This window comes from Mesorhizobium sp. P2_E9 (genome assembly GCF_056403815.1).
In genome coordinates, this window is record NZ_JBFUET010000014.1 from 68,881 (window position 1) to 86,424 (window position 17,544).

Annotated in this window: 18 protein-coding genes and 1 riboswitch; of the genes, 15 read left to right on the plus strand and 3 right to left on the minus strand. The window is 61.1% G+C overall.

What is annotated here, in order from left to right; all coding sequences use genetic code 11:
- Positions 1-513: 513 nt before the first annotated feature.
- A complete protein-coding gene (locus tag AC1D05_RS24290) occupies positions 514-2,934 on the minus strand; it encodes a bifunctional diguanylate cyclase/phosphodiesterase (protein ID WP_477444269.1) in 2,421 nt (806 codons plus the stop codon).
- Between the two features lie 625 nt (positions 2,935-3,559).
- On the opposite strand from AC1D05_RS24290, the gene AC1D05_RS24295 reads away from it, so the two are divergent.
- Both AC1D05_RS24295 and AC1D05_RS24300 read left to right on the plus strand, forming a co-directional pair.
- Complete coding sequence (locus tag AC1D05_RS24295) at positions 3,560-3,811, plus strand: hypothetical protein (RefSeq protein WP_477444270.1); 252 nt, start codon at positions 3,560-3,562, stop codon at positions 3,809-3,811.
- Between the two features lie 37 nt (positions 3,812-3,848).
- Positions 3,849-4,271 carry a hypothetical protein gene (locus tag AC1D05_RS24300; RefSeq protein ID WP_477444271.1) on the plus strand — a complete coding sequence of 141 codons (423 nt, stop codon included), beginning with the start codon at positions 3,849-3,851 and terminating at the stop codon, positions 4,269-4,271.
- A gap of 108 nt (positions 4,272-4,379) precedes the next feature.
- On the opposite strand, the gene AC1D05_RS24305 is transcribed toward AC1D05_RS24300, so the two are convergent.
- Complete coding sequence (locus AC1D05_RS24305; protein WP_477444272.1) at positions 4,380-5,045, minus strand: DUF309 domain-containing protein; 666 nt, start codon at positions 5,043-5,045, stop codon at positions 4,380-4,382.
- Positions 5,046-5,114: 69 nt separating this feature from the next.
- Between AC1D05_RS24305 and AC1D05_RS24310 the strand changes: the two genes are divergently transcribed.
- Both AC1D05_RS24310 and AC1D05_RS24315 read left to right on the plus strand, forming a co-directional pair.
- The gene (locus AC1D05_RS24310; RefSeq protein WP_477444273.1) at positions 5,115-6,764 is read left to right on the plus strand and encodes an MFS transporter; all 1,650 of its coding nucleotides are present in this window, start codon (positions 5,115-5,117) and stop codon (positions 6,762-6,764) included.
- Positions 6,765-7,138: 374 nt separating this feature from the next.
- Positions 7,139-7,336 (plus strand): hypothetical protein, encoded by a 198-nt coding sequence (locus AC1D05_RS24315; RefSeq protein WP_477444274.1) that lies wholly within the window; start codon positions 7,139-7,141, stop codon positions 7,334-7,336.
- 65 nt (positions 7,337-7,401) lie between these two features.
- Here AC1D05_RS24315 and AC1D05_RS24320 read toward each other — a convergent pair whose 3' ends face one another.
- Positions 7,402-7,836, minus strand: coding sequence for a hypothetical protein (locus AC1D05_RS24320; protein WP_477444275.1), 435 nt, complete (start codon positions 7,834-7,836; stop codon positions 7,402-7,404).
- A gap of 327 nt (positions 7,837-8,163) precedes the next feature.
- On the opposite strand from AC1D05_RS24320, the gene AC1D05_RS24325 reads away from it, so the two are divergent.
- From AC1D05_RS24325 to AC1D05_RS24375, 11 genes are all read left to right on the plus strand, one after another.
- On the plus strand, positions 8,164-8,352 hold the full coding sequence (locus AC1D05_RS24325; RefSeq protein WP_477444276.1) for a hypothetical protein: 189 nt from the start codon (positions 8,164-8,166) through the stop codon (positions 8,350-8,352).
- A gap of 680 nt (positions 8,353-9,032) precedes the next feature.
- Positions 9,033-9,494, plus strand: a complete 462-nt coding sequence (locus AC1D05_RS24330; protein WP_477444277.1) for a phasin — start codon at positions 9,033-9,035, stop codon at positions 9,492-9,494.
- A gap of 504 nt (positions 9,495-9,998) precedes the next feature.
- Positions 9,999-10,697, plus strand: a complete 699-nt coding sequence (queC, locus tag AC1D05_RS24335; RefSeq protein WP_477444278.1) for a 7-cyano-7-deazaguanine synthase QueC — start codon at positions 9,999-10,001, stop codon at positions 10,695-10,697.
- A complete protein-coding gene (gene queD, locus AC1D05_RS24340; RefSeq protein WP_477444279.1) occupies positions 10,697-11,053 on the plus strand; it encodes a 6-carboxytetrahydropterin synthase QueD in 357 nt (118 codons plus the stop codon). The genes queC and queD overlap by 1 nt, the downstream gene beginning before the upstream one ends.
- Entirely contained in the window at positions 11,050-11,787 is a 738-nt protein-coding gene (gene queE / locus AC1D05_RS24345) for a 7-carboxy-7-deazaguanine synthase QueE (protein WP_477444280.1), read from the plus strand. The genes queD and queE overlap by 4 nt, the downstream gene beginning before the upstream one ends.
- A gap of 277 nt (positions 11,788-12,064) precedes the next feature.
- Positions 12,065-12,181: riboswitch (TPP riboswitch) on the plus strand.
- A gap of 103 nt (positions 12,182-12,284) precedes the next feature.
- On the plus strand, positions 12,285-14,120 hold the full coding sequence (thiC, locus tag AC1D05_RS24350; RefSeq protein WP_477444281.1) for a phosphomethylpyrimidine synthase ThiC: 1,836 nt from the start codon (positions 12,285-12,287) through the stop codon (positions 14,118-14,120).
- On the plus strand, positions 14,117-15,118 hold the full coding sequence (gene thiO, locus AC1D05_RS24355) for a glycine oxidase ThiO (RefSeq protein WP_477444282.1): 1,002 nt from the start codon (positions 14,117-14,119) through the stop codon (positions 15,116-15,118). Before thiC ends, thiO begins: the two co-directional genes overlap by 4 nt.
- Positions 15,087-15,284, plus strand: a complete 198-nt coding sequence (gene thiS / locus AC1D05_RS24360) for a sulfur carrier protein ThiS (protein WP_477444283.1) — start codon at positions 15,087-15,089, stop codon at positions 15,282-15,284. The genes thiO and thiS overlap by 32 nt, the downstream gene beginning before the upstream one ends.
- A gap of 1 nt (position 15,285) precedes the next feature.
- Positions 15,286-16,059, plus strand: coding sequence for a thiazole synthase (locus AC1D05_RS24365; protein ID WP_477444284.1), 774 nt, complete (start codon positions 15,286-15,288; stop codon positions 16,057-16,059).
- The gene (locus AC1D05_RS24370) at positions 16,056-16,661 is read left to right on the plus strand and encodes a thiamine phosphate synthase (RefSeq protein ID WP_477444285.1); all 606 of its coding nucleotides are present in this window, start codon (positions 16,056-16,058) and stop codon (positions 16,659-16,661) included. The genes AC1D05_RS24365 and AC1D05_RS24370 overlap by 4 nt, the downstream gene beginning before the upstream one ends.
- Positions 16,652-17,407 (plus strand): hydroxymethylpyrimidine/phosphomethylpyrimidine kinase, encoded by a 756-nt coding sequence (locus tag AC1D05_RS24375; RefSeq protein WP_477444286.1) that lies wholly within the window; start codon positions 16,652-16,654, stop codon positions 17,405-17,407. The genes AC1D05_RS24370 and AC1D05_RS24375 overlap by 10 nt, the downstream gene beginning before the upstream one ends.
- The last annotated feature ends 137 nt before the right edge of the window (positions 17,408-17,544 follow it).

A 17,544-nucleotide genomic window follows, 5' to 3' on the forward strand; every position in this document is an offset into this window, starting at 1 on the left:
CCCCTAGCATCGAACACTTCGGAAAAAGTAAATTTCAACTGCAAATTTGGACGGCTGGGTTGGGAACCGAAGGGCTCCGGTACTCGAAGATAGCGAAAAACCGCGATGCTTACTTAGGACATCGTCGACCTAACGTGATCGATGTTTTCGCAATTGTGGCGGCTGGCGATCGCGCTTCTGTTTCGACGCCTGCCAGGCTAAGCTGGTTCAATGAGCCGGCTCATACTCGAAGTGATCGAAATTCGGCGATGGTTCCGACCTCGCCATCTTCGAGCTCGTCGCTCGGGAGAACACCGTTATCCCGACCGCGTTTTGTCTTACTGGTGGCGTTTGGGTGCGCCCGAACCGCGAACCGCTGCTCCAGGCGCTACGCCGCTCGATGAAGGGCGGGAAGGCAGCGGTCGATCGCGGCCGGGCGGACAGAACCGACTTGCTGAAATGCGCCACCATCTCGGCATAGGAACGGTCGACCTGCGTAAGTGTCACCAACGAAACGTGCGACGCGCTTGCGCACTATGCCGCGCTGTTCTTGACCAGGCGCAGTTCGTGGTTGCTCTGCCGTCGGGAAGGGGGCGTCCTGCCTTTGCCGCTCGTATGCTGGACGAAGTCGGAAATCGGGCAGGGTCGGCCAAGTAGGTAACCCTGGATCGCATCGCAGGCTTCTTGCCGCAGGAAGGTCAGCTCCGCGTCCGTTTCGACACCCTCTGCCAGGACCGGGAGCTTGAGGCCCCGAGCGAGGCCAAAGACCGCACGCATGACGGCAGCCGCCTCATCGCTGGTATCCACCGCCCGGATAAGGGACTGATCGACTTTGATCTTGTCAAACGGGAATGCCCGCAAATTCGATAGCGACGAGTATCCGGTGCCGAAATCATCCATGGCGATTTGAACCCCAAGGCTTTTGAGCTGACGCAAGACAGCGAGCGCCCGCCCGATATCCTTGATCAGGCAAGTTTCGGTAATTTCCAGCTCGAGGCGGGACGGATCGAGACCGGTTTCTTTCAGCACTGCCCCGACCAGCTCGGGTAAATTCCCGCCGTGGAGTTGCATAGCAGAAACGTTGACACTGATTGCCAGCGGTTGTTGCCAGCTTGCCGCTTCGGCGCAGGCGGTCCGCAGCACCCATTCACCGATCTTCAGAATGGCGCCACATTCTTCAGCGACCGGGATGAACACCGCCGGCGGAATGGCGCCGCGTTCCGGATGATCCCACCGCAGCAGCGCTTCGAAACCGAAGACCTCGTTGGACAAGAGTTGCGCCTGCGGTTGATAGACGAGGCGGAGTTCCTTGCGCGAGATCGCATGACGGATGTCGTGCTCGAACTGGCGGCGATCGCGCAGATGCTCGCCCATGGACGGCTCAAAAACGCAATAGAGGCCACGCCCCTGCATCTTTGCCTCATAAAGCGCTGCGTCGGCATGGCTCAGAAGCGTCTCCCGATCGGGTGCATCGTTCGGGAATACAGCGATGCCTATGCTGGTGCCGATGGTGACGCCAGCGGGCAGGTTGGCGCCTGTGTCGTTGAATGCGTCCAGGATGGCTTCTGCAGTGCGCGTCGCATAGCCCGCGCTCGGCAGACCGGGAACAATCACAGCGAACTCGTCGCCGCCCAAGCGCGCAACCATCTGCCCGGGCTTAAGGACGCCCCGGATCTTCTCGGCCACGCACTGCAGCACGGCGTCTCCGACGAGATGGCCGAAGAGGTCGTTGATCTCCTTGAAGCGGTCGAGATCGAGGAAGAGGACGGCAAGGCACCGCTCAGCGCCGCGATGCGTCGTAAACTCGGCCTCCAGCTTTTCGTTGAAGCTCGTGCGGTTTGGAAGCTTGGTCAAGGGATCGTGGTGGGCAAGGAAATGAATTTCCTCCTCCGCCCGCTTGCGCACGCGGATATCGCGCACGGCAAGAACCTGGTGTTGCTTGCCGGCATAGAGAATGCTGTGCCGGATCAGCTCAACCGGGACCGTACTGCCGTCCGTCGCGCGTAGCCCCACCTCAAGCGGCGTTTGCGCAGTGCCCGTGAACTCGCCTTGGGAAACCGTGGGAAAGAAGTAGGCGAGCGGCCGGCCCGCCGGCTGAGAGCCGTCAACGCAGGCAAGCGCGGCGAAACTGCGATTGGCTGCCACGATCTCGGTTTCGTTGCACACGATCAGCCCCTCGACGGCCGCGTCGGCCAGCTCCTGCATACGCGCTGCCTCGCCGGCGCGACGGAGATCGCGCACATCGAGGGCGAGGCCGATGATGGCCAAAAGGATGATAAGGATCGAAACGAGGGCTACGCCAGCCGCCATCCAGTCCGCGGGCAACGCCGTTGCGGAAATGACAATGCGCGGGTCTGGCATGATTGCGGCCGCGCCCATCGCCGTGAAATGGTGGCTGCAAATCGCAACCGTCAGCACGAGGGCGCCGAGCGACTTCCACTTGACCGTGTTGGCGTGAAGGGCAACCGGCAATGAGGCCGCGCCGAACAGCCCACCAAGAATGATTGAGGCGGCGACGAGCGGCACGTCCCAGATGACGCGGCCCGCGATCTCGAATGCGGCCATGCCGGTGTAGTGCATCACCGCGATGCCGCCTCCCACGATCGCACCGCCGATCCAGCGTCCATGTGGAACGCGTGGTGAGATGCCGATCGTGAGACCCGTCCCGGTCAAGGCGATCGCGGCCAGCAACGACAAGATCGTCAAGGCGATGTTGTAGCCGCTCGATACGGCGGGCTGGAAGGCCAACATCGCTATGAAATGCGTCGCCCAGATGCCGAAGCCGGTGGCGACCGCGGCGACGGCTAGCCAGATCCGTCGCATTTCGCTTTCACTGCGCCCGACATGGTGGAGGAGGTTCACGGCCGTGAAGGAGGCCAGGGCGCAGATGAAGGCCGCTAGCGCGACCAGACGCAGATCGTGTTGCGTCGCAATGCAAGTGTAGACTTTCAACATGCTCTTCCCCCAGGCAGGATGATCACCCCGTCTGGGAAGAAATCTACGGCCAAAACTTGAATAAAGCGCTTAAGCGGAAAATCCACTTTGATTATCGTTACCGAAGGTTGTGAAGGAACTCCACAGGCTCGCTGCAGAATGGGCGGGCCGGTGGCGCCGTATATGGGAACGCCTGATTGTAGGCTTGGCCCTCATGTTTGCCTCAGCGCTACGGGCGTGAGGCGAACTCAGCGGAGGCCGTCGATGTCGAGCTACGCTTGCGGTCGACGATGTCGCCGGCGGAGCTCAAGGTCCAGCGCAGGCGCTACGCTGCCGCTCTACACTGACGGCCGGTGATCCAGCCAATCGAGCAGGGTGCCGTACCACCCCGCGCGTCTGGATCAACGAGGGCTGCGGAACAAGCCTGGGTCAGCGCCACCTCCTGCGACTTCTCGACCCGGTGGAGGGAAGCCGATGCGATGTGCACGAAGTACGGCTTTGGGATTGCCGAGCGCTTGCCCAGCGGCAATCCGTGCCCAGCCACCCATGACATCCGGCATGCTTCCATCAGCAACATGAATCAGTTGCAGGTGACCGATTCCAAAAATGCGTTGGACGGGTCCTATATGCTCAGGAACATGGGAATATGGACAAGGGTGGCGGCCATCTTCATTGCATTTTGAATATTTTGCGGATTCGCGATGGGCCTAATAAAGGCGACTGCGTGGGCGATATGATCGTCGTGGCGATCATGCTGACAGCTGGCCAAGAGATCGCGAGCGCGCGCCCGGGTGCCGGCGGCGAGCCGCTTCAGTCGTGGCTTGGACAGCGGCAACGTCTACGAAAACCTTTGGAGAATGCGTGGCGGCGGGTGGACGAAGGCGTGCGCTCCGCCTAGAGGACACTCGCAACTCCCCTAAGTCCGCGAGATCACTATGAGGCAGCCGCAGCGACCCTTTGTCGTCGAGATCAAACAGAAGCGTGGGCTCGTGAAGCGGCCACAGTCGATCTGGGGTGGCATCGACTTGGCTGCCATCGCGAACGAGGTCGCGGAAGCGAAGACGGAAGGTGCGATCGCCGAAGCGACACCGCAGCCGACTTTTCCCGAAGATGTTCGTCCTCAGCCAATGCTCACCACCGGTGAAACAGCGTCCGACGCCAAGGGCGTGATCGTGCCCGACGTATCGATTCCTCAGCCGCCGACGGTTGAGGAAGCGCCGATGCCGGAAGCATCGAACGCACAGACTCGAGGCAGACGAACTCGCAAATTAAAGCGCTGGCAGAAAGATGTTCCTTTGCCGCGAGGTCAGCGATGGAAGCGGCGCCTGCCTTGGGTGCTCCGCCAGATCCGGGCCTAGCCGTAGATCGACTGCTCCAGGATTGAAGCTGCCCTTGTCAGACTGTTCATAACGACCCTGCAGCACATTCAAATAGCAAAGCTTGAACCGTACCGTAGGTATTGCCTATCAGCCGCTCTCGGATTTGGGTGCAAGAATGAAATCAAAAACGGGCTCAGGCAGCTGGCCAGGTGTCGGATCTCGCAAAACAGTCGGAAAAGTTGAGGCCGCTTCGGCCTCTATCGCGAGGGCGTCGGGTGTCATTCCGATTGCGGCCTCAAAGAGCCGGCTTGGCAGAAGCGCCACCTGACGAAAGAGCGCTGCAGCCCTTGTCGCATGGCGCATGGCAGCGACCCGCTTTCCCTCGCGGATCTTCACCCCGGCCGCCGCCAACAGGATCAATCCCTTGAAGAACAGGCGATGCTGAGCGCTGCGTTTGGCTGCATGCCATAGAGGCTCCCACGCCTCATGAGCTTCCCAGTAATAGCCGTGATTGAAAAGGTCGATGCCCCATCGGAACACGTGTGAGCTGAGCGATTCCTCGACCGTGACAACGGTCAGCGGCTCGCTTCGGTAACTGTGACCCAAGGGGTTACGAACCGGATGTGGATTTTTGCCAGGCTGGTAGGCGTAGCCCGGGAAATTCCTTTCGGGCAGCAGGCGAGGACGTGACATAGACCCAGCAATCATGAAAGCGCGTTGATGGCAATTCCAGATGAAGTAATCGCTTGCTCCAGAGTGCCAGCGGTGAAGAAATATCTTGCGCTGCCCCGATAAAATGCGCTCATGGACCATTCCTCCATGGGCACGTGCGCCGGGAGGGCACCTCTAACACGACCGATAGACCGAGGAGGGCTCAACCCAATGAGCAGGGTGGCGCGCGAAGATGCGAGTCCAGCTTCGTCGGCGACATTTGCGCCGCTCGAGAATGCGACCTTTCGTTCGATCTGGCTTGCCACGCAGGTCGCCAGCCTTGGCTGGCTGATTCAAACTGTCGCGATCAGTTGGCTGATGGCGACCATCTCGACCTCGGACGTGATGGTCGCCTTGGTGCAGGCTTCGACCACACTGCCCGTATTCGTCCTGTCGATCTTCGCCGGGGCCCTGGCTGACAACTACAGCCGCCGCAATCTCATGTTCGCCGGCTGGTGTGCGATAGCGTTGTCCTCGGCGATGCTGACTGTTCTTGCGGCGCTGGGGATTTTCAATCCATGGATGGTTCTCGCCTTCAGCTGTTTGGCCGGAGCGGGGGCCGCTTTCACCGATCCTGCTTGGCACGCGTCGGTGGGCGATATCCTGCGAAAACGCGAAGTTCCCGCCGCGGTCACGCTGATCTCGGTTGGATATAACGCCGTTCGAAGCGTCGGCCCGGCGCTGGGTGGCGTCGTCGTTGCATCCTTTGGACCTCTGACAGCTTTCGCTGTGGCGACGCTGACCTATGTAGCGCTACTGTGGACCATAGGGCGCCGCAAATGGGATGTTCGCGCTTCACCTCTCCCGCGCGAGCCATTGACCACTGCCATTCATGACGGCGCGCGCTTCACGGCCCTGTCGGCGGAGATCAAGGCGGCAATCGCGCGAGGAGCTCTTTTTGGCCTGACCAGCATCTCCATACTCGCGCTTCTGCCTCTCGTCGCCCGCGATCAACTGGGCGGAGGCCCAATTGTTTATGGTGTCCTGATGGCCGGCTTCGGTGTGGGCGCACTGTGCGTCGGCATTTGCAACAATGTCTTGAGGCGGTCTCTATCCCAGGAGCGGCTGACAACGCTGGCATGCATTGCCTGTGCGGCGTGTTGTCTATCTCTTGCTCTCACGTCTTCAGTCGTGGTGGCGGCTATTGCGCTGGCGCTCGGCGGCGCGGGCTGGGTTGTCACCTGGACGGGGCTCGATGTGAGTGTCCAGTTGGCAAGCCCAAGGTGGGTCGTCGGCCGTACGCTCTCGATCCACTATGCCCTTTCGTCTGGCGGTATCGCGGCCGGCAGTTGGCTGTGGGGCACGGTGGCTGAGACCTATTCGCTTACCTTGGCCCTCGAGGTTTCCGCTGGTGCGCTCGTAATGGTCGCGGCCACCGGCTTCCTGATGCCTATCCGCCAATGGCAGGACTCTGATCAGGATCCTTTTGGCTTCGAAACGCCACAGCTCGCCCTCGACCTGAAACCGAGAAGCGGGCCGATCGTCGTCAAGATCGAGTACTCGATCCCGGAGGCAAACGTCGAAGCTTTCCTGGACCGGATGCAGGAACGACGGCGCGTGCAAAGCCGCGTCGGTGCGCGGCACTGGAACCTCCAGCGCGATCTTCAGGATCCTTTGCTTTGGACAGAGACCTTTCGCACGCCGACCTGGATGGACTATCTGCGGCTGAATCATCGCCTCACGACCGCAGACAAGGAGTTAGACCAACACCTGCTCGAATTGAACATGGGAGTTCCACCTCTTACCAAGCTGTCGATTGAACGACCGACCGGGGCAACCCGAAAGCGGGCTCAATCGACGCGATTTTTCTTCAGGCTGTGATCGCAGGTTTAGGCCGGTAAGGCTTGGAGAGCGGGTGCTCCGCGAATGGTTGGAAGTAAGCCAAATTGAGGTGAAACAGGGGGTCCGCAACACCTGTGCGGCCATGGCGCAGGGTTATCCCTACGGAGCGCGCGCGCTATGAACTGTAGTTGGAAGCGACGATCCCGGACGGCGAAGAGATGGCTCTTTCCGAGTGCCATCAGCGCAACCGCCGGCCTTGCGAAGTGACGCGCCAGGTTTGCGTCCAGTAATACGCGTTCTTCGAAAACTCGGCGCTGACGAGTTTGACAGACACGGTGTCGTTGCTCGGTTCCCTCACGGAAGTGTCATGAACGACGGCTAACGTGGTCTTCCTTAGGGAGCGATTCATCGTTGTGGACGAACAGCAAGCGCATAGCGACGCCTACCGCCTCGAGCGCATGGACAATGGTCGCGCCATACCTGTTGCGATTTTCTATTCGGCGGCCGAGGCATTAGCCGTCTTAGGCTGTATGGTCGATGGCTACCGCTTGATGCTTGGTGACAGACAAGTATGGCCGGCATCCGGCAGTCAGGACAGCATCGCAAGCTAGGCACGCCGACCGCCAAACTATTCGGTGTTGCCAAGACGTCCTTACTCGCCTCGGCCGGACGGAATCTAGCTCCCCCTGGAGTCCAGTTTTGAGCGGATTGTGCCGATCGCCTTCATGATGGTGTCGGCGGCTTGCCGGTCCAGCGCGATGTCTAGTAGGCCTTCAGTTGTCCGGATCGAGAGAATGCCAAAGGTGCCTTTCTCGTCCATGACCGTGCCGACATGGATTTCCGTCGGCACGAAAGGCCGTGCTTTTTCCACACGTTTCATGGTTACTCGCGTCGCTTTGGGCGGCTTCCGACAATCACGCGCGAATTCAAGCCTATGGTTAGACGGGCCCTGTTTCTTGTCTGAGAACGTCATCTCATGGCTGTAAATTGCCGCCCGATCTGAACGACACAGCGCGGCAATTCTCTCATCGAGGCAGACCGGAACCTGCGATCCGGCTGTAGGCACCATTTTCTGCCATGTGCATCCTCCGATGAAAAGCCACGCGTCCATAATTTTCGTGCGATATTGCGATTGACGACGACACATCGCTGGGCGGGGGCGGTAGGCCCACACCGCCCGATGCCTGAATTCACTTTGATCCTGTAGCGGAAGCATCGAAGATTATTTCAAGAATCCAAGAGGCCGAAAACCGCTGCGTTAACGGCACGGCTTCGGAAACTGGAAAAAAGGTCCCGCGAAAAACGCGCCCGTTGAGGGGGCTTCTTTGTCTAGCGAGTGCTCAACCTTCAGGAAGTCGAGCGCGGCGTGCCGTTTCAGCCGCACCAGACCGTCTTGAGGCCCCGAGCACGTTCAGTGCTCATAGTGGTAGGCGGGCAAGTGCTCGGGCTGGTCGTGCAGTTCGACAATCAGATAAGCCCTGAGCGTCGAACCAATCAGCTTCGACACGCTGCGCCTTGCCGCATCGATGCGTGGAACGGGCTGCGTGCTGGCCAGCGCGACCGCGCGCATCTGCCAAACGCGACGCCGCTGCGCAAAGGCAAGCTGTTTTTGTTCGAGAAGCTCTGAAGCATACCGCAAAAGACAGCGAGTGACCGTTTACAGCGGTTTGCCGATCACACGGGAACGGCTGACGAGCTGCCTCCTTTCTCCAAAGCAAGCGAGTTCGAGGGGCCGCGCAAGGAGCGGAAGAACTCGCGTTTCCTTTTTTCACGGTCCGCTGAAAAGTCTTCAGCCTTAAGCTGACTATTGTGGTTCGCCTGTCGTATTTCCCACGGCCATCGCACGGTAGAAAGACGGCGCAGACCGTCACGCTCTAAAGAAGGCGTCACTTTCCAGAGGGAATCTTCATCAGGGGTCCGGCAATCGGGAGGTTCGGCCGGTGAATGGACGACGGCTATGACGCGCTCAGGAGATAAATGGCACGGTCCGGACCAGGCACCGGCACGGATCGCCTCCCAAAAATGGCAGCCCGGGCCCGGAGTCGAGTCAACGTCGCGAGCTTTTCGCGGCCGTGGAGGCTTCGCCGTCTGCTGTCCACAGGGCGAAGCGCGCAGCAGATGAGATGGGATGGATACCGCCATCGCGGTCGGTCAGCCCCAATTTGCCCTCGCTGACCGCTATTCACGCAGCACTGGGCGCAGCCCCACTCGCGCAAATTCATGGCAGCTTCATAAATCCGTTGCGGCGATTTCGTAGATGGAGAAGGCGGCTTTGCTTTGCGGCCGCCCCTGGAAAAGGATGGAAAAATGTCCAAGATCACCGGCAAGACTGAAACGATCGAGACCGCCGAATTCCCTACCATCGAGCCGTCCAAGGCTGGCGAGCAAGTCCGTGCTGTTGCCGATCAGAGCGTTGAGCAATCGAAGGAAATATTTTCCAAATTGAGCTCGGACACCGAAACGACTCAAAAGGCTTTAGAGTCGACCTTTGAAATGGCCAAGACCACCAGCAACGAGATGCTCCTGAAGACAATTGCCGCACTGCAAGCCAATGCCGAGGCCGGTTTCACGCACCTCGAAGCACTGGTTGCCGTGAAGTCGCCGTCCGAGTTCTTCGAGCTGCAGGCCGCATTCGTGCGCAAACAGATCGAGAAGTCCGCCGAGCAGGCGAAGGCCATCCAGGCATTGATGTTGAGAGCTGGCGAGGACGTATCCAAGCCGATCAAGGATGCCTTTGAGAAGGCTTTGAAGGAACGCAAGGCCGCCTGATTACTTTAGGCGATCGGCGGCTGGCGGTCAGTGGCCTCGTCCACTGGGCGCATCGCGCCGACCTACTTCCATTTGGTCGGACGGCTTGTCTGCCCGACCGCATCACAGTGACGTCGCCCTCACTGTTTTCGGCACTTCTTAGCCTCTAGGTCCGGCGGGCACTAGTCACGGTTCCCCCCGCTGTAGCGGACAAGCCGCGCGATTTTTTCATGCAATGAGGTGGTGTGCGGCCAGTCGGGGAATGCACCGCTTGTCGCCGTCTCGACAATCGCGCTGCGCACCGCTTCGGGGTCTCCTGCCAATGCACCAAGGTCGCGGCGACCCCAGCCGCTGGCGGTCGAAGATGCGCGACAAGTCGCGTGCAAGTCATGTTGGGGACGCTGACACCAAGGTACGTGCGCCTCAATCGCGTCCACCCCATTCACAAAACCGGCTCCGTGGAGTAGGGGGAGCGCAGAGAAATCTCCGGTCGCAGCCTTACCCGGTCAAAACAAGGATTCAAACATGAATGCCCTCGTCATCTGCTCCGGCGGATTGGACTCTGTTTCGCTCGCTCACAAGGTGGCGACCGAGCAGAAACTCATTGGCCTGCTTTCGTTCGATTACGGCCAGAGGCACAAAAAGGAACTCGGCTTTGCCTCCATCTGCGCCAAGCGACTGGGTGTTCCGCAGCAGATCGTCGATATCCGCGATGTCGGCCGGAGCCTGAGCGGCTCGGCGCTGACTGATAGTGTGGACGTGCCCGACGGGCACTATGCCGAAGACTCCATGAGGATCACGGTGGTGCCGAACAGGAACGCCATCATGCTGGCTATCGCCTTCGGGGTTGCCGCCGCGCAGAAGGCCGATGCGGTGGCCACTGCCGTCCATGGCGGAGATCATTTCATCTATCCCGATTGCCGACCCGCTTTTATCGACGCCTTTCAGACGATGCAGAACCATGCGCTCGCAGGCTACGCCGATATCCGCCTTTACGCTCCCTATGTGAATATGTCGAAGGCCGACATCGTCAGCGAGGGGCCAAAGTACGCCACACCGTTCGAGGCGACGTGGTCCTGCTACAAGGGCGGTGCACGTCACTGCGGTCGCTGTGGGACATGCGTCGAACGGCGCGAAGCATTCGATCTGGCCGGCATCACCGACCCGACAGATTATGAGGATGCAGACTTCTGGCTGCACGCTATCCAGACAAGGAGCGCGTGATGTTCCGCATTACCAAAGAGTTCCACTTCTCGGCCTCGCATCAGCTCACCTCCTTGCCACCAGATCATCAGTGCGCGCGTCTACACGGCCACAACTACATCGTCGTAGTGGAGCTTTCAGGTGGAGAACTGGACGAACATGGCTTTGTGCGCGACTACCACGACCTGGCGGCGCTCAAGCACTACATCGATGGGACGTTCGACCATCGGCATCTTAACGACGTACTGGGGCATGACCGTGTCACAGCGGAATGTCTGGCCAGGCACTTCTACGACTGGTGCAAGGTGCGGTTACCACAAACCTCCGCCGTGCGGGTGAGCGAGACGCCGAAAACCTGGGCGGAATACCGGCCATGACCTGCGCGTTGCAGTCCGGAATCCGCGTGAGCGAGATTTTTGGTCCGACCATTCAGGGCGAAGGCATGCTGATTGGCTTGCCGACGGTGTTCGTAAGAACGGGCGGGTGCGATTATCGCTGTTCCTGGTGCGACAGCCTGCATGCGGTGGAAAGTCGCTTCCGCCATGATTGGGAGATGATGTCAACCGATGCGGTCTGGCAAAAGGTCATTTCGCTTTCCGGCGGTCAGCCCGTGATGGTGTCGCTGTCGGGCGGCAATCCGGCCATCCAGCCGCTTGGCCAGTTGATCGAGCGCGGGCATGGTGAGGGCTACCGCTTTGCATTGGAAACCCAAGGCTCGGTGCCTAACCAATGGTTCGCGGATCTCGACGTGCTGGTGCTCAGCCCCAAGCCGCCCTCAAGCGAAATGACGACAGATTGGGCCGCGTTCGACGCCTGCGTAAAGGCGGCACAGGATAAGCCGCGGATGGCGCTCAAGCTCGTCGTCTTCGACGATGATGACTATGCTTATGCCAAAGACGCGGCGGCGCGCTACCCGCAATTACTCGTCTATCTGCAGCCCGGCAATCACACGCCGCCGCGTCCCGGTAATGAAGACGCGTCCATCGACATGGCCGGTGTGATGAAACGCATGGAATGGCTGGTCGAAAAGGTGACCCGTGACAGGTGGTTCGAGGCGCGTGTACTGCCGCAGCTTCATGTTCTGCTGTGGGGTAACAAACGGGGCGTCTAGCCCAGGCGGAAGGATTGCCGATGACGAGCGAGACAGACATCTAAAGCAATCTCACCCAATTGGGCGATAGCAACGTCGGTTCGGCAAGCGCGAAAATGCCGTGCTGAAAAAGGTTTCGAACCCGCATGATGGCTCGCCTATCGTTGGCGCATCGCCGCTCCTCCAGGCGTGACTTGCTCTCGATACGTGCACGCGCTTCCGCTGGGTTTGATTGGTCGCCGATCGCCGCCTCAGGCCGAAGGCGCTTGACAAAGCAGCGCCGGCCCGTTCAATTCGGAGCATTCACCAGGGGAGTCCCGGCAAGGGGCTGAGATACTGCTGGCTTTCGCGGCGCAGTGACCCGTTGAACCTGATCCAGTTCATACTGGCGTAGGGACGGTGCAAGCGCTTTGCGGGAGTTTACGCCCGAGATCCTGTTTCGGCAGGTCAACAGAAGCGTCTTTTCATCCTTCCGGCACAGAACTGGGTCTCCAATGCACGAGCAAAGGAGCCTCACGATGAATGCCCTCACCCCCGCCGTGTCGACGGGACCACTGCCCGCCTCGCGGAAAATCCACAAGCCCGGCGTCCTCCATCCGCAGATCAGGGTGCCGATGCGCGAAATCTCCGTCCATCCGACGGCGGGCGAACCGCCCGTCATCGTCTATGATCCGTCCGGCGCCTATACGGACCCGACTGTCGAAACCAGCATCGACAAGGGCCTCGCACGGCTTCGCCACGAATGGATCACGGCGCGCGGCGATGTCGAGGCCTATGACGGCCGCCATGTCCGGCCGGAAGACAATGGATTCGTCACGGGCGAGCGCCTGACACCGGAATTTCCCATTCGCAACCGGCCGCTCAGGGCCAAGGCAGGCAAGGCGGTCACGCAGCTAGCCTATGCGCGCGCTGGCATCATCACGCCCGAAATGGAGTTCGTCGCCATCCGTGAGAACCTCAGCCGCGAGATCGTCCGCGGCAAGCTGCAACGCGACGGCGAAGCCTTCGGCGCGGCGCTTCCCGACTTCGTCACGCCGGAATTCGTCCGCGACGAGGTGGCGCGCGGACGCGCAATCATTCCCGCCAACATCAATCATCCCGAGAGCGAGCCGATGATCATCGGCCGCAATTTTCTGGTCAAGATCAATGCCAATATCGGCAACTCCGCGGTCACCTCGTCGATGGCCGAAGAGGTCGAAAAGATGGTGTGGGCGATCCGCTGGGGCGCCGATACGGTGATGGACCTGTCGACCGGCCGCAACATCCACAACATCCGCGACTGGATCGTGCGCAATGCGCCGGTGCCGATCGGCACGGTGCCGCTTTACCAGGCGCTCGAGAAGGTCGGCGGCATCGCCGAGGATCTGACCTGGGAGGTCTACCGCGACACGCTGATCGAGCAGGCCGAACAGGGCGTCGACTATTTCACCATCCATGCGGGCGTGCGGCTGCACTACATCCCGCTGACCGTCGACCGGGTCACTGGCATCGTCTCGCGCGGCGGCTCTATCATGGCCAAATGGTGCCTGCACCATCACCGGGAAAGCTTCCTTTACGAGCATTTCGCGGAAATCTGCGACATCTGCCGTGCCTATGATGTGTCCTTTTCCCTCGGCGACGGCCTTCGTCCCGGCTCCATCGCCGATGCCAACGACGCGGCGCAATTCGCCGAGCTGGAAACGCTCGGCGAGCTGACGCAGATCGCCTGGGCGAAAGATTGCCAGGTGATGATCGAGGGGCCCGGCCACGTGCCGATGCACAAGATCAAGGAGAACATGGACAAGCAGCTCGCCGTCTGCGGCGAAGCGCCGTTCTATACGCTTGGACCGCTGACGACCGACATCGCGCCGGGTTACGATCACATCACCTCAGGCATTGGTGCCGCCATGATCGGCTGGTTCGGCACGGCCATGCTCTGTTACGTGACGCCGAAGGAGCATCTCGGCCTTCCCGATCGCAACGACGTCAAGATCGGCGTGATCACCTACAAGATCGCCGCCCATGCCGCGGACCTGGCGAAGGGCCATCCGGCAGCGAAAGCCAGGGATGATGCCCTTTCGCGCGCGCGCTTCGAGTTCCGCTGGGAGGACCAGTTCAACCTGTCGCTCGACCCCGAAACCGCGCGTTCCTTCCACGACCAGACCTTGCCCAAGGAGGCGCACAAGCTGGCACATTTCTGCTCGATGTGCGGACCGAAATTCTGCTCCATGCGCATCTCCCACGACATTCGCGCCGAAGCACAGAAGGAGGGGATGGCGGCGATGGCGGCGAAATACCGTGAAGGCGGCGATCTCTACATGCCAGCTGACGAGACCGGCGCACCGCTCGTGCCGGAGGCGCACGAGCGACCATGAGGATGCTGGTAAAGGGGGCCGGCGTCGCCGGCCTCACCGCGGCCTTCGAACTCGCCGCCCGCGGCGCGACGGTCGCAGTCGCCGAGACAAGACATGCCCTCGGCGGCAATGCGTCGTGGTTCGCCGGCGGCATGCTGGCGCCATGGTGCGAGCGTGAAAGCGCCGAGCAGCCGGTGCTGGATCTCGGGCGCGACGCCGCCGGTTGGTGGGAGGCGGTGCTCCCGGGCCAGGTGACTCGAGCCGGAACCCTGGTCGTTGCGGCACCGCGGGACGCCGGGGAGCTTGACCGTTTTGCAAGCCGCACCTCGGGTCATCGTTGGGTCAATGAGGAGGAAATCGCGCAGTTGGAGACCGACCTTGCCGGCCGCTTTCGCCGTGGACTGTTCTTCCCCGATGAGGCCCATCTCGACCCGCGCCAGGCGATGGTGGCACTTCATGACAGGCTGACGGCGATAGGCGTCGAATTCCACTTTGGCGCCGACGCCAGTCAGGTCTTCGGTTTCGATCATCAGATCGACTGCACGGGAATGGCGGCAGCCAATGACAGGCTGCGTGGCGTTCGCGGCGAGATGCTGTTCCTGCGCACGCCTGATGTCTCGCTGTCGCGCCCGGTCCGGCTGCTTCATCCGCGCTTCCCGCTCTACATGGTGCCGCGCACCGGCCACCGGTTCATGGTTGGCGCGACGATGATCGAAAGCCAATCCGAGGGCCCAGTTACGGCGCGTTCGATGATGGAGCTTCTGAGCGCCGCCTGCGCGCTCCATCCGGCATTCGGCGAGGCGTGCATCGTCGAAACCGGCGTCGGCATTCGCCCGGCCTTTCCCGACAATCTGCCGCGTGTCGAAGCACTTGGAACTACGGTTGCGATCAACGGGCTTTATCGCCACGGCTTTCTTCTGGCGCCCGCCATGGCGCGCCGGGCAGCCGAAATTCTCTTCAGTCACGACAAATCCATGGAGCTTGCCAATGAAACTGATCGTCAACGGCGAAGTGCTTGAGATAGACGCCTCAACGCTGGCGGCGCTGCTTGCCGCGCTTGATTATGAAGGCGATTGGCTGGCGACGGCCGTCAACAGCAACCTCGTGCACAAGGCCAGCCGGACCGAGTTCCAGTTGAGTGACGGCGACCGGATCGAGATCCTCTCGCCCATGCAGGGAGGCTAGCATGTTCGAACTTCTCGGGACGACGCTCCCGTCTCGCCTGCTTCTCGGCACGGCTCAATATCCCTCGCCCGCGATCCTTGCCGATGCGGTCGAGGTGTCGGGCGCGTCGATGGTGACGGTCTCCTTGCGGCGTGAGATGGCAGGCGGCAGGGCCGGCGAAAAATTCTGGTCGTTGATACGCTCGCTCGGCACGAGAATCCTGCCCAACACGGCCGGCTGCCACTCCGTCAAGGAAGCGGTCACCACCGCGAACATGGCGCGGGAAGTGTTCGGCACGAGCTGGATCAAGCTCGAAGTGATCGGCAACCAGGACACGCTGCAACCGGACGTGTTCGGCCTTGTCGAGGCCGCGCGCATCCTGTGCGAAGACGGCTTTGCAGTATTCCCCTACACCACCGATGACCTTGTCGTCGCCGAGCGGCTGCTGGAGGCGGGCTGCAAGGTCTTGATGCCGTGGTGCGCACCGATCGGTTCCGCGCTCGGGCCGGTCAACATCCCGGCGCTGCGCTCGATGCGTCGACATTTGCCTGGCGTCCCGCTGATCGTCGATGCGGGCCTCGGGCGACCATCGCACGCGGCGACCGTCATGGAACTCGGTTTTGACGCCGTGCTCCTGAACACGGCGGTCGCCAGGGCGGCTGATCCGGTCGGCATGGCGCGTGCGTTCGGCAAGGCTGTCGAGGCCGGTCGTGAAGCTTACAGCTCGGGAATGCTCGAACCGCGCGACGTCGCCGTGCCATCGACGCCGACAATTGGCCGGGCAGTTTTTTCATGAAGCTCGATCCCTTCTACCTGATCGTCGACAGCGCTGCCTGGATCGAACGGCTGGTGCCGCTTGGCGTCAAGCTGATTCAGCTTCGCATCAAGACCATGGATGAGGCCCGCTTGCGCGCGGAGATCCGCAAGGCAAAGGCCTTGTGCGCCCAGCACCAATGCCAGCTCATCGTCAACGACCATTGGCGCCTGGCAATCGAGGAAGGCTGCGACTTCGTCCATCTCGGCCAGGAGGATTTGCAGACCGCCGATCGTTCGCGGATTCGGGTAGCCGGCGTGAGGCTCGGACTGAGCACACATGATGATATCGAACTGGAAACGGCGATGGCCGCCGAGCCCGACTACATCGCGCTCGGCCCCATCTACCCGACCATCCTGAAGAAGATGAAATGGGCGCCGCAAGGCGTCGAACGGATCAGCGAGTGGAAGCGCCGGGTCGCCCCGATCCCATTGGTCGCCATTGGCGGCCTCAACCCTGATCGGCTAGACGGTATCTTCGAGGCTGGCGCGGAGAGCGCGGCGGTGGTGACCGACATCACGCTGAACGGCGACCCCGAAGCGCGCACGCGAGAATGGATCGAAAAGACGGAGCGATGGCGCTGAAGCGAGAACCGCATGTGCTTGTCGTTGGCGGATCGGACTCCAGCGGTGGAGCTGGAATTGCCCGCGATATCGAGACGATCTCCTCAATTGGCGTGCGCACCTGCCTTGCTGTGACCGCGCTGACGGTGCAGACACATGACGCCGTCATGGCAATCAGTCATTCGTCGCCAAGCCTGGTGGCCGATCAGATGCGCGCCGCGCTGCAGGCCAACAAAGTGGCGGCCATCAAGATCGGCATGCTGGCAACGGTCGAGATCATCGTTGCCGTTGCCGCAGTGCTGCGCGAGAATCGGCAGGTGCCGGCAATCCTCGACCCCGTGCTCTCCTCGACCTCAGGCCGGGCGCTGCTGGAAGCAGGTGCCATCGCCGTTATGAAGCGCGGTCTGATGCCGCTTTGCCGTCTCGTCACACCCAACCTCATCGAGCTGGCGCTCCTGGTTGGCTCGGAACTGGCAGTGGATGAGGACCGCGCACTGTTGCAAGGCCAGGAATTGCTGAACGCCGAAGCGCAGGCCCTGCTGATCAAGGGCGGCCATGCATCGGGACCTCGATCAACCGATATCCTGTTACGCTCCGGTCACGAACCAGTCCGCTTCGACACACCGCGCCTTGCCGCGTCGATGCGCGGGACGGGCTGCATGCTGGCCAGTGCGATAGCGGCGCATCTGGCGAAAGGGAGATCACTCGAACATAGCGTGCGCGACGGCAAGCTGTTTGTGTTCGAGAAGCTGCGCCGAAAACAGTGAGTGACCGTTTTGCGGCGGTTTGCCGATCGCGCCGTAATGGCTGACGAGCAACCCCCTCCTCCAAAGAAAGCGAGCCGAGGAGCCTCGCAGGGAGCGAAAGAACTCGCGTTTCCTTTTTTCGCGGTCCGCTGAAAAGT

Excerpts from the sequence above, each read along its gene's own strand:
- AC1D05_RS24330 (WP_477444277.1), top strand. The coding sequence starts at position 9,033 with ATGTCCAAGATCACCGGCAAGACTGAAACGATCGAGACCGCCGAATTC.
- thiS (WP_477444283.1), top strand. The coding sequence starts at position 15,087 with ATGAAACTGATCGTCAACGGCGAAGTGCTTGAGATAGACGCCTCAACG.
- thiO (WP_477444282.1), top strand. The coding sequence starts at position 14,117 with ATGAGGATGCTGGTAAAGGGGGCCGGCGTCGCCGGCCTCACCGCGGCC.
- AC1D05_RS24290 (WP_477444269.1), bottom strand. The coding sequence starts at position 2,934 with ATGTTGAAAGTCTACACTTGCATTGCGACGCAACACGATCTGCGTCTG.
- AC1D05_RS24305 (WP_477444272.1), bottom strand. The coding sequence starts at position 5,045 with ATGGTCCATGAGCGCATTTTATCGGGGCAGCGCAAGATATTTCTTCAC.
- AC1D05_RS24295 (WP_477444270.1), top strand. The coding sequence starts at position 3,560 with ATGGACAAGGGTGGCGGCCATCTTCATTGCATTTTGAATATTTTGCGG.
- AC1D05_RS24365 (WP_477444284.1), top strand. The coding sequence starts at position 15,286 with ATGTTCGAACTTCTCGGGACGACGCTCCCGTCTCGCCTGCTTCTCGGC.
- queE (WP_477444280.1), top strand. The coding sequence starts at position 11,050 with ATGACCTGCGCGTTGCAGTCCGGAATCCGCGTGAGCGAGATTTTTGGT.
- AC1D05_RS24320 (WP_477444275.1), bottom strand. The coding sequence starts at position 7,836 with ATGGACGCGTGGCTTTTCATCGGAGGATGCACATGGCAGAAAATGGTG.
- AC1D05_RS24310 (WP_477444273.1), top strand. The coding sequence starts at position 5,115 with ATGAGCAGGGTGGCGCGCGAAGATGCGAGTCCAGCTTCGTCGGCGACA.
- thiC (WP_477444281.1), top strand. The coding sequence starts at position 12,285 with ATGAATGCCCTCACCCCCGCCGTGTCGACGGGACCACTGCCCGCCTCG.
- AC1D05_RS24370 (WP_477444285.1), top strand. The coding sequence starts at position 16,056 with ATGAAGCTCGATCCCTTCTACCTGATCGTCGACAGCGCTGCCTGGATC.
- queD (WP_477444279.1), top strand. The coding sequence starts at position 10,697 with ATGTTCCGCATTACCAAAGAGTTCCACTTCTCGGCCTCGCATCAGCTC.
- AC1D05_RS24375 (WP_477444286.1), top strand. The coding sequence starts at position 16,652 with ATGGCGCTGAAGCGAGAACCGCATGTGCTTGTCGTTGGCGGATCGGAC.
- AC1D05_RS24300 (WP_477444271.1), top strand. The coding sequence starts at position 3,849 with ATGAGGCAGCCGCAGCGACCCTTTGTCGTCGAGATCAAACAGAAGCGT.
- queC (WP_477444278.1), top strand. The coding sequence starts at position 9,999 with ATGAATGCCCTCGTCATCTGCTCCGGCGGATTGGACTCTGTTTCGCTC.